This is a genomic window from Paraburkholderia sp. RL18-085-BIA-A, assembly GCF_046027075.1.
Classification (GTDB): Bacteria; Pseudomonadota; Gammaproteobacteria; order Burkholderiales; family Burkholderiaceae; genus Paraburkholderia.
The window spans coordinates 111285-126626 of record NZ_JARESU010000018.1 but is presented as its reverse complement, the minus strand read 5'-3'; the positions used below and the strand labels follow the sequence as shown (position 1 = coordinate 126626).

Genomic DNA, 15342 nt, shown 5'->3' with positions numbered 1-15342 from the left:
CCGCGTAAGTTGTTAATAACACACCGCTGTTCCACATGCGCGGGGCGGGCGCTTTTCACGGCCCCCGCCCCGCTGTGTTCAACGAACTATAGCGCTCACGTTCCGCAAGCCGGCGGCCCGATCCTGCGCGCTCGCAAAGTCACTCCTCCACCATCGCCTTCAGCCTCGACAACGCCTGATCCCACTGCTGCGAAATCGCATCGAGCGCACGGCGCGCTTCATCGACATGAGCCGGGTTGAACGCCCACAAGCGCTCACGCCCCACCTTCACGTCGCGCACGAGCCCCGCGTTGGCAAGCACCTGCAGATGCTGCGTCACCGACTGCCGCGTGATCGCCGTCCCCGCAGTCAACTGCGCGATCGACATCGCGCTGCTCGCGCACAGCACCGCGATCAGGCGTAGCCGCGTCTCATCGCCGAGCGCCGCAAAAACCGGTGCGGCATTTCGCAACACTGACGCCTTCAGTCCCGCGCTTGCGGACGCCGTTCTAACCCTTGGCGACATGCTGTTCGATGTTGACCAACTGATGCTCCCAGCCGCCCGTGTTCATACGGAACGCTTCGTCGCGGCGCGCGGCGGGGATCTGGTCGAAACCCGATTCGACGACGCGTAGCAAGGTGCCCCCGTCGACCTCGGTCAGCTCGAACTCGACCAGCGTGGTCGGCTCCGGCGAATAGTCGACCGACGCATCGATCGCGGCCGGGTGCCAGCGCCACGACAAATGATGCTCGGGCTCGACGCGTTCGATCAGCAGGTCGATGACGAGATGCTCATAGCCGGGATAGGTCAGAGTGCCCTGCACGGACTTGCCGGCGATGAACTGCTTGCCGGTCAGATTCATGCCGAACCATTTGCCGAATTCCTCGGCACTGGACAAAGCGCGCCAGACACGCGAGCGCGGCGACTTCAGCAGAATCTGCTTTTCAATGCGATCGGTCGATGAGTTCATATGCAGCCTCCTGACTGCATATTAGAAAGGTCCTTCGCAACATGCAAGTATTTGCCTGCGTATTTTCATGACGGTTTTTCGTAGGATCGGTTAGGGGAATGGCGGGTTCGGCAACCTCATCAGCACGAACACTGCGCCGCGCAGGCAACGAAGTAAAATATCAACCCATTGCGCTGCTCGCGCCTTCCTCTCCGGTCGAACAACTTGAAACGCAAAATGCCCGCGCTGAACGCGCTGAAAGCCTTCGAAGTCGCTGGCCGCACGGGCAGCTTCACCCGCGCTGCGGAGTTGCTGAATGTCACGCAAAGCGCGGTCAGCCGGCAAGTTCGCCAACTCGAGGCACAACTGGGCGAGACGCTGTTGCAGCGTCACCATCACCATCTGGAACTGTCGGCCGCCGGCCGGGTGCTATTGCAGGCGCTGCAGCAGTCGTTCGACCGCATCGAACTGACCGTTCGCAGCCTGCAGGAGAAAACCCATCGCAACCGTCTGCGCATCAACGCGCCGCCTACCTTCACGAGCCGCTGGCTGATGCCGCGTCTCGGGCGTCTGCGAGACGCGCACCCGCATCTCGAACTGAGCCTGTCGACCCGCGTCGACGACGACCTCGCCGCATCCGGCGTGCTCGACTGCGCGATCCGTTTCGGCAACGGCGAGTGGAAAGGCGTCGACAGCCGTCTGCTGATGAACGAGCGGCACATTGCCGTGTGCGCGCCCGCCTTGCTTGCGCGCCAGCCGGGCCGCGCGCCCATCGACCTGAATCAGTTCACGCTGCTGCACGTGCTGGCGAGCGCCGATCAGCGCTACCTCACGTGGCAGCACTGGTTGAAGGCGGCCGGCATTGAAAACGTCGACACGCACGGCGGCTATGAATTCGATCTGCTCGATCATGCGATACGCGCGGCGATCGACGGGCTCGGCGTCACCATCGCCGACCGTCACATGATCGCGCGCGAACTCGCGGAGGGTCAGCTCGTGCAGGTGCTCAACGTGCATGTGGACGGACATCAGTCGTACTGGTTAGTCACGCGCGAGGAGCTGGACGAGCTGCCGCATGTCGCGCTGTTTCGCGACTGGCTGCAACAGGAGATCTGGCTATCCGAGCGTGCGCTCGACCCGTCGGAGTCGGCGCCGCTGGAAGGAGCGCAATAACCCGCCGGCTGTCAGGCCGCGGCTGCCAGCTCCGTTGCCGTGGGTTGGGCGGTGGCTTCGCCCGCCGCGTCCTCGAGAATCATGTCGGCGCCCTTTTCCGCGACCATCATGGTCGGCGCGTTGATGTTGCCCGACGTGATATTCGGAAAGATCGACGCGTCGACCACCCGCAGACCGGCCAGACCATGCACCCGCAAACGCGCGTCGACCACCGAGGTGCGCGGATCGTCGCCCATCGCGCACGAGCCGCACAGGTGATAGATCGAACCCGATTGCTCGCGGAAGTACTGCAGGAAGCCTTCTCGTGTATTCACCTGTGGTCCCGGTGAGATTTCCTCGAGCGTGATCTCCGTCAACGCCGGCGACGCCATCACCTTGCGCACCAGTTCGCAGCCCTGAATCACTTCGTCGATGTCTTTCTCTGTAGTCAGCGCGTTGATGCGGATCTTCGCGGCGTCTTCGGCGCGATTCGACGCGATCTCGATCGAGCCGCGGCTCGTCGGCCGGCACGGATTGAAGGCCAGCAGAAAGCCCGAATAGGGTTCAGGTTCGAGGCTCGCCTTGTTGCTCTTCGGAATCCGGTACGACAGCGGATTGAAGTACAACTGCAGGTTCGGCTGGGTCTCGCTCGCGTTGCCCTTGAAGAAGCCGCCCGACTGATTCACGCTCATCGCAAGCGGCCCCTTGCGCGTCAGCAGATATTGCAGACCGAGCTTGAGCTTGCCGACGAGCGGCCGCATCTCGTCGTTCAGCGTCTTCACCTTCGAGCGATAGTAGAAGCTCACGCACAGATGGTCCTGCAGGTTCTGGCCCACGGCGGGCAATTCCTTGACCAGCGCGATGCGATGCTTCGTCAGCAATGCGGCGTCGCCCACACCTGACAGTTGCAGCAGCTTAGGCGAATCGACCGCGCCCGCCGCCAGAATCACCTCGCGATTGGCGCCGAATTGCCGCGCGACGCCGTTCTGCGTGACGTTGACGCCGATCGCGCGCCGGTTGCCGTCGAAGCGCACGCGGTTGACCAGCACCCCATGCTCGATGCGCAGGTTTTTGCGCGTGAGCGCCGGATGCAGATACTCGAAGCTGCTCGACGAACGCTGCCCGTTGCGCGTATTCACATCGTAAATACCCGCGCCTTCGAACTGCGCGCCGTTGAAGTCGTCGCTGCGCTGGTAGCCGGCCTGGTCACAGCCTTTCAGGAACATGTGGCAGATCGGATGCACCGCGTCTTTCATCGGCGAGATGCGGATCGGGCCGTCAGCGCCGTGATAGTCCGTGTTGCCGAGCGGGTGCGATTCCAGCTTGCGGAAATACGGCAGCACGTCGCGAAACGCCCAGCCTTTGTTGCCGGCGGCCGCCCAGTCGTCGAAATCGTGCGGCTGGCCGCGCACGAAAATCATCGCGTTGATCGAGCCCGAACCGCCCTGCACCTTGCCGCGCGGACAATAGATCGGCCGGTTGTCGAGTTCCTTCTCGGGTTCGCTGTAGTACATCCAGTTGTAGGTTTCGTTGTAGTAAGTCTTCGTGAAACCCACCGGAATCCTGAACCAGAACGAACTGTCCTTGCCGCCCGCTTCGAGCAGCAGCACCGAATATTGGCCCGACGCCGACAGGCGATTGGCGAGAATGCAGCCCGCCGAACCCGCGCCGACGATGATGTAATCGTAGTTCATGCTCTATGTCGCCCGACGGCGCCCCATCCATTGAATGCGTACAAATGCGTGTAAAAGGCCAGACCGGTTCAACCTCTCGCCGGCGCAAGATCTTTCACATCGGCGGGCCGTTCGGCCATTTGCAGATGCAGGCGCTCGCCGGTATACGGCGTGTGCTGCCTGACGACCTCCATGTTCAACTCGACGCCGAGGCCCGGTTCCGTCGACGCAATGATGTAGCCGTCTTCCCATTGAATCGGCTTCTTCAGCACTGCCGCATGGAATCCGTCCCATGTGCCGATGCTTTCCTGAATCAGGAAGTTCGGCGTACAGGTTGCAAGCTGGATGCTGGCCGCCGCGCCGACCGGCCCGTTGTACAGATGCGGCGCGATCTGCGCGTAGTACACCTCCGCGAGCGCGGCCACTTTCTTTGCTTCGAGCAGGCCGCCCACGCGCGCCACATTGAGTTGCAGAATCGATGCGGCGCCCGCTTCGAGCAGCTTGAAGAATTCGTATTTGGTGGTGAGGCGCTCGCCAGCGGCAATCGGAATGCTGGTGTGTTGGGCGACCTGTGCCATCGCGTCTTCCTGGCCCGGCGGCACTGGCTCTTCGAACCACAGCGGATCGTACTTTTCGAGCCGTTTGGCCAGCCGGATCGCCGAGGACGGCACCATCTGCCCGTGCGTGCCGAACAGCAGATCCGCCTTGCTGCCGACCGCTTCGCGCACGCGGCGGCAGAACGTTTCGCAACGCTCGAGCACTCCCAGCGACAGCTGATGGCCCGAGTACGCGGTATACGGCCCCGCCGGATCGAACTTCACCGCGGTGAAACCGCGCTTCACGTTTTCGGCCGCGCATTCGGCCGCGAGATCGGGATCGTCGTAGTCGTATTCGCCGGCGCTGTTCTTCGGGTACAGGTACGTGTACGAACGCAGACGCGGGTTCACCATCCCGCCCAGCAGCTCATACACGGGCTTGTTGGCCGCTTTGCCGATGATGTCCCAGCAGGCCATTTCGAGGCCGCTGATCACGCCCATCATCGTCAGATCGGGGCGCTGCGTGAAACCACTCGAATACGCTTCGCGCCATAGCCGTTCGATGTGGTGCGGATCGTGATCGAGCAGATAGCGGCCGAACACGTCGTCGATGATGTGGGTCATCGCTTTCGGATGGAACGTCGCCGAATAGATTTCGCCGACGCCTTCAATACCGCAATCGGTCTTGAGCCTCACGAAGATCCAGTACATGCCGCCCACATGCGGCGGAGGTACGGCAACGATATGCGTTTCGAGCGAGACAACTTTCATTTACGCACCCTCTTTCCTGTTGAGCATATTTCTCAGCAAGAGCCCGGCGACGCCGCCGAGCGCGGCCATGACGGCCACGTAGCCGAAGTACAGTTGGTAGCCGAAGACGCCCGGGAACGTCTGCGTCAGATAGCCGTTGATGAGCGGCAGGAACACGTCCGGCGAATAGCCGAGCACGGAGATCAGGCCGATCGCGAGACCCATCGTCGCGCCCGGGATGTTGCAGCGATCGAGCAGCGACCAGTACAGGCCGCGGATCGCGTACGTCAGAATGCCGATGAACAGCACGAGGAACACGAGCAGCACATGGCTCGCGATACGCGGCGCCGCCAGCAGACCCAGCAGCGACAGCGCGGCGAGAAAGAGCGCGATCACCAGCACCGAGACCTTCGAATAACGGTCGCCGAGAAAACCGCCGCCGATCCCGCCGATGGGCCGCATCCACAGCTTGAGCGTGGTGATCGTGCCGGCCATCACCACCGTCAGACCGATTTCGCCTTCGTGCAGATACGCGGAGAAACTGTAGGTCGCCCAGAACACCTGATAGCCGCAGAACACGATCGCGGCGACCAGCCACAACTCGGGAATCTTCGCGAGCGTCCTGAGGTCGACCAGCACGTTGCTGCGCCCGCGCGCCGCTCGCTGGGCGGCCGCGTCTTCGATGCCCTGCGGGTCCTTGACGAGCGCGAGCACGACGCCGAGCGCGATGCAAAGAAACGCATACAGGTAGACCACCATCCTGAAGCCGAGCGCGACCGGCTCGCCGCGCGTCTGCGTGATCCACGCGAACAGCGTGATCGCGATGGTGGCGAGCATGGCTTCGATCAGCCCGCGACCGCCGTCGAGCAAACCGAAGAAGCGGCCCTGCTCGTGTGCGCCGGCGATCATCGTCACGCGCTTGATGACGGCGGCCCAGAACGTCAGGCCGGTCGACAGACCCCAGCCGCCGAAGATCAGCATCAGCACATGAAACGACGGCGCGGTCGAATACCACAAGCCAAGCAGGCCGGTTGCGATCAGCGAAAAGCAGATCAGCCAACGCGGCGCGATGCGGTCGGCAAGCCAGCCGCTGGGCAGATAGCTCAACAGGAAGATCGTGCCCAGCGACGAATACAGATAGCCGAGCTGGCTATCGGTGATGTGGAACACCTCGAGCATCGTCGGCTGATAAACCTGCCGCAGATACAGAATCGGGTAGATCGCACCGGCTGCCAGCACCAGCAACATGAGCTGGATATAGCGCTGCGCCTTGGTGTTTTGCAGAATGGTTTGCGCGTCGCCCGAAGCGGGCGCGGCATGGGTTTGAACGGGCTGGGTCGACACGTGAGCGCTCCTGAGAGACGCAACGCCCGTCCACCGGGTCGCCGGGTCTCCAATATGTTTTTATGGATTGGCAGCGTGTCCGCTGCGCTTCAAGGGATTGCAAAGGTGGTGCGCGCCGCGGCTCATCGCGTGCGGCGCGCGCCGTTTCAGCTTCAGTACTTCATGACCACGAGACGGGTCTGGGTGAATTCGAGCATGCCGTGCTTGCCGTCGTCGCCGCCGAGACCCGAGCGTTTCCAGCCGGCGTGAAAACCTTGATAAGGATCGGCAGGTGTGCGGTTCACGTACAGCTCGCCGGCCTCGATGCCGTTGGCGACCTTCATCGCGCCGCGATAGTTCTCCGTATACAACACCGACGACAAACCGAACTGATGGTCGTTGGCCATCTCCAGCGCTTCGTCGAGCGTGCGGTATTTGACGACCGGCAGAATCGGACCGAAGGTCTCTTCCTGAATGATCTCCATCTCCTGGCGGCAGTTCGACAGCAGTGTGGGCGGATAGAAGAAGCCCTTGCCTTGCGGCAGCTTGCCGCCGGTCTCGAGCCTGGCGCCCGCCGCGACCGCGCGTTCGACCATCGCGTGAATCGATTGGCGCGACGCTTCGTTGACGAGCGGGCCCATCAACGCAGGCTGTTCGCTGCGATCGCCGAATTCGACCGAGCTCATGTGCTGCTTCAACAGCGCGACAAAGCGGTCGTGCACGCTTTCCTGCACGTAGACGCGTTCGATCGCCGTGCAAAGCTGGCCGCAGTGCGTGGTCTTCGAGGCGACCAGCTCGCGCGCGGCCTTCTCCAGATCAGCGTCGGCCTCGATGATCGCGGGCGTCTTGCCGCCCAGTTCGAGCGACGGCTTGGCGATGTTCGCCTTGCAATAATCGAGCACCTTGCGGCCCGCGCCGACACTGCCCGTCAGCGTGATCATGCCGACCTTGGGGTGCGTGCAGAGCACTTCGGCGCTCGCGTGGTTCATCGCGAGAATGTTCACGACACCGGCGGGCAGACCGGCCTTCTCCACCGCCCTGGCAATTTCGAATGCGCAAGTCGGCGTGTTGTTGCTTGGGCGCACCACCACTGTGTTGCCTGCGATCAGCGCCGGCGCCACCTTGCGCATGAACGTATAGACCGGGTAGTTGAACGGGATCAGGCAGGCCACCACGCCGATCGGCTCGCGATGCAGCACGAGGTTTTCGTCAGGGGTGTCGCTCGGAATCACTTCGCCTTCGATACGGCGCGCCCACTCGGCGTGATAGCGGGTGATCTGGCCGGCGTAGATCGCTTCGCTGGTGGCGTCGGCGACGCTCTTGCCCGACTCCAGCGCGAGCGCCGCGCCGATCGCCGGCGCGCATTCGGTCAGCGCGTCGGCAAGCTTGTGCAGCCAGGCCCCGCGTTCGGCAGAAGGCAGCTTGCGCCAGCCTTTTTGCGCGGCGGCCGCGGCGTCGACGGCGGCGATGGCGTCAGCCTGGCTCGCGCCGGTGACGTGGGCAATCGCCGCGCCGGTGGCCGGGTTGTGGACGGCGATGAGTTCGTGGCTCGCGGCGCCGGCAGCCGGTTCGATGAAGCGGCCGTTGGCAAAATTCCGGTCGAGTCGCATGGTCGTCTCCTGAAATGCGGGGTGCGAAAAACGCATGGCCTCCAGCTATCGTTTTCATGCCAAAGGTGCATGAATGGAATTTTTCTCCGAGGCACTCGCGGCCACAAGCGAATAATTTGCGGGAGAAACATTCGAAAAAATCACGTTTATCCAGGGATCTGCCTTATACGGGATTCCTATCACGAATAGCAGAATCCGGACTTCGCCAAAAAGCAGCGGCCTTCGGACGGCTTCCCGTCCGTTCGCACCGTAGAGGCCGCTCATGACCAACATCAGCAAAGCCCGGAGCTCCGATGAAGAAAAACCACCTCGCCACCGCCGCATTCACAGCGTCCGCCACCGTCGCCGCGCTGACGCCCCTCTGCGCGTGCGCGCAAAGCAGCGTGAGCCTGTACGGCGTGCTCGACGAAGGCATCAACTACACCAACAACGTGAAGGGCGGCGCGGTATGGGAAATGGCAAGCGGCTATGCGCAGGGCAGTCGCTGGGGCATGAAGGGTTCGGAAGACCTGGCCGGCGGCCTGAAGGCCGTGTTTCAACTGGAGAACGGCTTCGACGTGAGTTCGGGGCGGCTCGGCCAGGGCGGCCGCATGTTCGGGCGTCAGGCCTTTGTGGGGCTGAGCGACGCACGCTTCGGCACGCTCACGCTCGGGCGCCAGTACGACTCGGTGGTCGACTATCTCGCGCCGACCACGGCCAACGGTAACTGGGCCGGTTACCTTTTCGCGCATCCGTACGACAACGACAACACCGACAACTCGTTCCGGCTCGGCAATAGCGTGAAGTACGCGAGCCCGGAGATCGCGGGCTTGCAGTTCGGCGGCGTGTACAGCTTCAGCAACGACACGAATTTTGCCAACAATCGCGCGTACAGCTTCGGCGGCCAGTACGCCAACGGCGGCCTGCTGATCGCGGCGGCCTACCTGCAGGCGAACAATCCGGGCGCGGGCACCACCGGCGCGATCACCGCCAACGACGCGAGCTTCATCGCCGGACGCATGCGCGTGTTCGGCGGCGGCATCAACTACACGTTCGGCTCGGCGACCGCCGGTTTTGCGTACACCAATTCGAACTACAAGGACCCGACCGGCAACGGCTATATCGGCATTCCGCTGGCTGCGCCCGGCGTCACGCTGAACACGCTCAAGTACCAGAACTTCGAAGTGAACGGCAAATACCAGTTCACACCGGCGTTCTTCGTCGGTGCTCAGTATGTTTATTCGATGGTGAATTACGATGCGTCGTCAGGGAGCGTGAAGCCGAAGATTCACTCGGCAGGTCTGATGGCGGACTACAACCTGAGCAAGCGCACCGATGTATACGTGCAGGGCGTGTATCAGAAGGTCAGTGGAGACTCGACCCAATCGATTCTCGACAACGCGTTTATTCCCGGTGTGCAGGCGCCGTCGTCGACGGGCACACAGGTTGCCGTGCGGGTCGCGCTGCGGCATCAGTTCTAAAGGGAGGGGGTCGAGGTGGGCTGGTATGCGCACTTACAGCCCAACTCGACAGCAACGCCCCACTGGCATGCAGATATTTGCAGCCACGTTTTGATGAGTTTTCAAACGACCGGCTGCGCCGGTCGCGTGCCATCACTCAGTCGCATGCGCGTGCATTATGCCGGCTTGCATCGACCACGCCATCCACGGACGGCGCAGTGCGACGATCGCGACGAACGCGCAGGCGGCCAGCGCGCCGAACGTCGCAAAGCCCATCTGATAGCTCCCCGTGCTTTCCTTCGCAATGCCCATTACGACCGGCAGATAGAAGCCGCCGATGCCGCCCGCCGCGCCGACGATGCCCGACATCAGACCCGTGCGCCCCGCCCAGCGATGCGGCACGAGCTGGAAGGTCGCGCCGTTGCCGAGACCGAAGGCCACGTACAGGCACAACAGCAACGCAATACCGCCCGCGATCGAAGGCATCGCGGCAGCGAACAGGAAGTCGCACAGCGAGATAATCGCGAGCAGCACGGTCAGCGCGCGCACGCCTGACACCTTGTCGGCGATCAGGCCGCCGAGCGGGCGCACCATCGCGCCGGTGGCGGCGAGCAGCGCCATGAACAGACCCGCGTCGATCTTCGACAACTGATAGAGGTTGGTGAGCAGCAGCGAAACATACGACGACATGCCGACGAAACCACCGAACGTGATGCTATACACCAGCATGATGACCCATGTGTCGCGCTCGCCAAGCACCGAGCGATAGCGTTTGGGCAGCACCGCGATCGCCAGTAGCGCGCCGATCACCGGCAACAGCAGCACGCCGGTCTTGCCCGCCCCGAACAGGCCCGCTTCGACCAGCAGCACGAGCACGATCAAGCCGACCAGCGTCACCGCGAAGCTGCCGAATGCGCGCAGCACGCTGCCCGACTTCACGCCTGCGTCGTTGGCCCAGAAATACAGCGTGATCGCGGCGATCGCGAGCAACGGCAGCGCACCGCCGGCGGCCATTTGCCAACCGTAGTGCGTCGCCAGTTGCGGGAACAGGAAGCCGTCGAGGACCGCGCCGATATTGCCTGCCGCGGCGAGACCCAGCACCAGGCCCTGCACTTTCGGCGGATAGTTGCTGCCGGCCATCGGCAGCGCCACCGCGAAGCTCGCACCGCCGACGCCGAGGAACACGCCGAGCACCAGCAGCATTTCGTACGACGGTACCGACTGCAACAGCGGCAACACGATGGTCGGCACCGCCGACAGCAACACGCCCATCAACGCAATACGCTTGCCATGCGCCGACTGATACAGATTGCCGAGCGTCACGCGCAGAATCGCCGCCGACAGCACCGGCACCGCCACCAGCAGACCCTGTTGCGCGGGCGTCATCGCAATGCTCTTGCTGATGAACGGCGCGAGCGGCCCATACAGCACCCACACGGTAAAGCCGGTGTCGAAATAGAGGAAACACGCCACCAGCGCGCGCCAGTCTCCGCTCTTAAGGGAGCTCATCACGTTTTTCATCAGATATCCTCACAAAACTGATTTCTCAACCACCCAGCGTTGGCACTGCGCCATGCACCAGTCAGTCACGATGTTGAAGCCGCTCTGAACACGCAACCTCCATGCCAATCGGCTCCGTTTTTCAAAACTTCACTGCGTACTCTTTGAATCCTTGCATTCGTGGCGCAACGAGTTGCGTTCACGCGCCTCGCCGCTCAATACACGTCGCGTGCATAGCGCTTTTCGCGCGACAGACGGCTCACGTATTCGGCGGCCTTTTCGTCGCTCATGCCGCCGTGCGTGGCGATCACATCCTTGAGCGCCGCGTCGACATCGCGCGCCATCCGGGTCGCGTCGCCGCATACATAGAAATGCGCACCGTCTTCGAGCCATGACCACAGTTGCGCACCTTGTTCGCGCATGCGGTCCTGCACATAAATCTTGTCGGCCTGGTCACGCGAGAACGCAACGTCGAGCCGGGTCAGGAAGCCGCTGTCGCGCATCGCTTCGAGTTCGTCGCGATAGTAGAAATCGGTGGCCGCATGTTGTTCGCCGAAGAACAGCCAGTTGCGTCCGCGGTCGCCGCGCGCCTGGCGCTCGTGCATGAAGCCGCGAAACGGTGCGATGCCGGTGCCGGGGCCGACCATGATGATCGGCGTGTCGGCATGATGAGGAGGACGAAAGTGTGCGGATTTCTGCACGAACACAGGCACGTCGGCCTCGCTCGCACGGTCGGCGAGAAACGTCGACGACACGCCTTTGCGATGACGCCGGCCATTGCTGTATCGCACCGCCGACACCGTCAGATGCACTTCGCCGGGATGCGCTTTCGGGCTCGACGCGATCGAGTACAGGCGCGGTTGCAGACGCTTGAGCATGCCGGTCAATTCGGCGGCCGTCAGACGCACCGGAAATTCGTGTAGCACGTCGGCGAGCTGCTGGCCCCATAGCCATTGCTTGAGGTCGCCTTTGCGCTCGGGCGTCAGCAGATCGCGCAGCGCGCCGTTGCTGCTGCGCGCGGCGATGAACGCGAGCGCGTCCGGGCCCGGCCGCGCGATCTCGTAGTGTTTGCCGAGGGCATCGGCAAGACGCATGTCGCCCGCGCCCGCCACATGCACCGGCTCGTCCGCGGAGAGGCCGCTCAAACCGATCAGTTCATCGACCAGTTCGGGACAGTTGCTCGGCCACACACCGAGCGCGTCACCCGGTTCATATTCGAGGCCCGAATCGCCGGTGTTCAGCGAGAAGTAACGCGTGTCCTTCGCCGCGCCCCGCCGGTTCAAACGCAGATTGCTGACGAGCCGCGAAGCGGCCGGGCGCGCCTTGGTCGGCACCGTGCCCGGCACCACCGCGTTGATCATGCCGCCCGGCGGCACCGCATGCAGCGCCGCATCTTCTTCGTTGATGCGCAGGATGACGCGTTCGAGCCACGCGTCGGCGCTCTCCTGGTACTCGCCGTCGCAATCGACACGATCCATCAGACGCAGCGCGCCTTGCGCGGCGAGCCGCTCGTCGAGGTGGCGGCCGTGGCCGCAGAACTGATCGTAGTTACGGTCGCCGAGCGCGAGCACCGCGAAGCGCACGCCTTCGAGACGCGGCGCATCGTCGGCGCTCAGTTGCGTCCAGAAGCCTTGCGCGTTGTCGGGCGGATCGCCGTCGCCGAACGTGCTCGTCATCAGCAATACGTATTGCGATTTCGCGAGCGACGAGACCTGATAGTCTTCCATGCACGACGCGCGAATTTCGAAGCGCGACTCCATCAGACGCGTGGCGTAACGCTCGATGAGCGATTCGGTGTTGCCGGTTTGCGAGGCCCACAGCAGCGTCACTTTCGGGCGCACACGCACGATGCGTACGCCGGATGCGGGCGTCGTATCGTCGTGCTCAGACGGAAGTGCCGCGACGACAGCGGGCACGCCCACGACAGTCGTGCTGCGGCTATAAAGCCCGGCGAGCAGACCATCAACGTGAAGGCGGCTCGCCGTATCGAACGGTGCGCTGCGCGGCAGAACCGGCACGCTGTCGATCCCCTGCGCTTCGGCCGAACGCAAGCCACTGACGAACCCGGCCAGGTACGCGCGCTCGGCGTCGGTAAGCGACGGCGCGGGCGCAGGCGGCAATTGCAACAGGCTGGTGAGTGCTTCGATACGGGGCATGTCCTGATCCTTGAAGCTTGGGGTAACGGCAACCTCGTCGGCGGGCACTTCGTCATGACCTTGCAGAACCGGCTCGGCGGCGTCGACCGTCACCGGACTCAGCGCGACCGCGCAGAACTTCAGTTCGGGCTGCTGGGAAACCGGGTCGATCGCGTCGCTCGTCACCGCGTTGATGCACAGGTCGTCGCCGAACACATCGTTCCAGTGCATCGGTGCGAAGCAGTTGCCGGCGCTCACGCGTTCGGTGACGACCGCGGGCAGCACCGCGCGGCCACGGCGCGAACGGATCTCGACCGGGTCCTTCGCCTTGATGCCGAGCGTGGCGGCATCTTCGGGATGAATCTCGACGAAAGGCCCAGGGTTCAGCTTGTTGAGCATCGCGACCTTGCCGGTCTTCGTCATCGTGTGCCATTGATGTTGCAAGCGGCCGGTGTTCAGCACGATCGGGAATTCGCGATCGGGCAACTCGGCCGGGGCTGCATAAGCGCGGGCGAAAAACATCGCCTTGCCGCTCGCGGTGGGAAACACGAGGCGCGGACGGCTGCCGTCGGGCAGCTGCTTCAGCGTCTGGCTCACGCCGTCGTTCAGGTAGCGAACCGGATTGCGGTCGGCTGAATCGGCTCCCGCGAGCGGCCATTGCAGCGGCGTTTCCTTCAGCCGCCGATGGCTCGCGCCGCGCAGGTCATAGCCGGTTTTCGGATTCGACGCGCGAGTGATTTCGGCGAACACTTCTTCCGCGCTCGCATAGCTGAACGCATGAGCGAAGCCCATTTCGCAAGCGACGCGCGCGATGATCTGCCAGTCCGGCAATGCGGCGCCCGGCGGCTCGATGCCCTTTTGCATCAGCGTGAGATTGCGTTCGGAGTTGATCATCACGCCTTCCGCTTCGGCCCACAGCGCGCCGGGCAACAGCACGTCGGCGTAGCGGTTGGTCTCGGTGTCGAGGAACGCGTCCTGCGCGATCACGAGTTCCGCCGCGCGCAATCCGGCAATCGCGTTCTGGCGGTTCGCGACGCTCGCCACCGGGTTCGTGCAGATGATCCAGCACGCCTTGATCTCACCCGCGGCCATGCGCGAGAACATGTCGACCGTGCCGTTGCTGACTTCGGTTTTCAACGTGCCCGGCGCAATGCCCCACAGGTCTTCGATAAACGCACGGTCCGCGTCGACCAGCACCGAGCGCTGACCCGGCAAGCCCGGACCCATGTAGCCCATTTCGCGGCCACCCATCGCATTCGGCTGGCCCGTCAGCGAAAACGGTCCGCTGCCGCGCCGGCAGATCTTGCCGGTCGCCAGATGCAGATTGCAGATCGCGTTGGTGTGCCACGTGCCGTGCGTGCTTTGATTCAGGCCCATGGTCCAGCAGCTGATCCACTCCTTCGCGGTGCCGATCATCTGTGCGGCGCGGCGGATGTCGGCAGCGGCGAGGCCCGTGATTTCGGCAACGCGCTCCGGTGTGTAGTCCGCGAGAAACGCGGGGATCGCATCCCACCCCTCGGTGGCCTCGGCGATAAAGGCGGCATCCGTGTGGCCGTTTTCGAGCAGCAGATGCAGTAGGCCGTTGAGCAGTGCGAGATCGGTGCCCGGCTTGATCTGCATGAACAGGTCGGCCTTTTCCGCGGTCGCATTGCGGCGCGGATCGACGACGATCAGTTTCGCGCCTGCCTTCACGCGGTCCATCATCCGCAGGTACAGAATCGGATGACAGTCGGCCATGTTCGCGCCGATCACGAAGAAGAGGTCGGCGTGGTCGATGTCCTCGTACGACCCCGGCGGGCCGTCCGCGCCGAGCGAGAGCTTGTAGCCGCTGCCCGCGCTCGCCATGCACAGACGCGAATTCGACTCGATGTTGTTGGTGCCGACGAAACCCTTCGCGAGCTTGTTGACGAGGTACTGCGCCTCGATCGACATCTGGCCGGACACGTAGAACGACAACGCGTCCGGTCCATGTTCATCGAGCAGGCCGCGCAGACGCGCGGCGGTGGTGCTGATCGCCTGCGTCATTGGCAGCGGCACCGGGTCTTCGTCGCGTGCATGGCGCACGAACGCGCTTTCCAGGCGACCGGACTTGCGCAACGCGACATGCGCCGACTGCCCTTTCGTGCACAGCCGTCCGAAGTTGGACGGATGTTCCTTGTCGCCGGCGATCTTCACGACCTGGCCGTCCTCGACGTGCAGCACCATTCCGCAGCCAACGCCGCAGTAGGGACACACGGTTTTTACGCTAGTGGAGGACATGAGGGGCGTCGTGGTTTGCAAGAGGTTTCAGGAATT

At 63.4% G+C, this 15342-nt stretch carries 10 protein-coding genes and 1 pseudogene; 2 read left to right on the top strand and 9 right to left on the bottom strand.

Features of this window, described 5'->3' with window-relative positions; translation table 11 throughout:
- Nucleotides 1-139 precede the first annotated feature (139 nt).
- The 3 genes and pseudogenes from P0D89_RS15465 to P0D89_RS54800 form a co-directional block, all read right to left on the bottom strand.
- The gene (locus tag P0D89_RS15465) at nucleotides 140-505 is read right to left on the bottom strand and encodes an ArsR/SmtB family transcription factor (RefSeq protein ID WP_408376894.1); all 366 of its coding nucleotides are present in this window, start codon (nucleotides 503-505) and stop codon (nucleotides 140-142) included.
- Nucleotides 489-950: an SRPBCC family protein gene (locus P0D89_RS15460; protein WP_408358106.1), complete on the bottom strand. Its 462-nt coding sequence runs from the start codon at nucleotides 948-950 to the stop codon at nucleotides 489-491. Before P0D89_RS15460 ends, P0D89_RS15465 begins: the two co-directional genes overlap by 17 nt.
- A 160-nt stretch (nucleotides 951-1110) precedes the next feature.
- Nucleotides 1111-1179 (bottom strand): annotated as a pseudogene (locus P0D89_RS54800) (hypothetical protein); the annotation flags it as partial.
- Here P0D89_RS54800 and P0D89_RS15455 point away from each other — a divergent pair.
- The gene (locus P0D89_RS15455) at nucleotides 1167-2102 is read left to right on the top strand and encodes a LysR substrate-binding domain-containing protein (RefSeq protein ID WP_408358107.1); all 936 of its coding nucleotides are present in this window, start codon (nucleotides 1167-1169) and stop codon (nucleotides 2100-2102) included. The pseudogene P0D89_RS54800 and the gene P0D89_RS15455 sit on opposite strands and share 13 nt — an antisense overlap.
- An 11-nt stretch (nucleotides 2103-2113) precedes the next feature.
- On the opposite strand, the gene P0D89_RS15450 is transcribed toward P0D89_RS15455, so the two are convergent.
- The 4 genes from P0D89_RS15450 to aldA all read right to left on the bottom strand — a co-directional run bounded on the left by P0D89_RS15450 (nucleotide 2114) and on the right by aldA (nucleotide 7973).
- A complete protein-coding gene (locus P0D89_RS15450) occupies nucleotides 2114-3775 on the bottom strand; it encodes a GMC family oxidoreductase (RefSeq protein WP_408358108.1) in 1662 nt (553 codons plus the stop codon).
- Between the two features lie 68 nt (nucleotides 3776-3843).
- Complete coding sequence (locus tag P0D89_RS15445; RefSeq protein WP_408358109.1) at nucleotides 3844-5061, bottom strand: mandelate racemase/muconate lactonizing enzyme family protein; 1218 nt, start codon at nucleotides 5059-5061, stop codon at nucleotides 3844-3846.
- Nucleotides 5062-6384, bottom strand: a complete 1323-nt coding sequence (locus tag P0D89_RS15440; RefSeq protein ID WP_408358110.1) for an MFS transporter — start codon at nucleotides 6382-6384, stop codon at nucleotides 5062-5064.
- A gap of 152 nt (nucleotides 6385-6536) precedes the next feature.
- The gene (gene aldA, locus P0D89_RS15435; RefSeq protein ID WP_408358111.1) at nucleotides 6537-7973 is read right to left on the bottom strand and encodes an aldehyde dehydrogenase; all 1437 of its coding nucleotides are present in this window, start codon (nucleotides 7971-7973) and stop codon (nucleotides 6537-6539) included.
- Nucleotides 7974-8266: 293 nt separating this feature from the next.
- On the opposite strand from aldA, the gene P0D89_RS15430 reads away from it, so the two are divergent.
- The gene (locus P0D89_RS15430) at nucleotides 8267-9433 is read left to right on the top strand and encodes a porin (RefSeq protein ID WP_408358112.1); all 1167 of its coding nucleotides are present in this window, start codon (nucleotides 8267-8269) and stop codon (nucleotides 9431-9433) included.
- 132 nt (nucleotides 9434-9565) lie between these two features.
- On the opposite strand, the gene P0D89_RS15425 is transcribed toward P0D89_RS15430, so the two are convergent.
- Nucleotides 9566-10933 (bottom strand): MFS transporter, encoded by a 1368-nt coding sequence (locus P0D89_RS15425; RefSeq protein WP_408358113.1) that lies wholly within the window; start codon nucleotides 10931-10933, stop codon nucleotides 9566-9568.
- 194 nt (nucleotides 10934-11127) lie between these two features.
- Nucleotides 11128-15306 carry a bifunctional nitrate reductase/sulfite reductase flavoprotein subunit alpha gene (locus P0D89_RS15420; RefSeq protein WP_408358114.1) on the bottom strand — a complete coding sequence of 1393 codons (4179 nt, stop codon included), beginning with the start codon at nucleotides 15304-15306 and terminating at the stop codon, nucleotides 11128-11130.
- Between the last annotated feature and the right edge of the window lie 36 nt (nucleotides 15307-15342).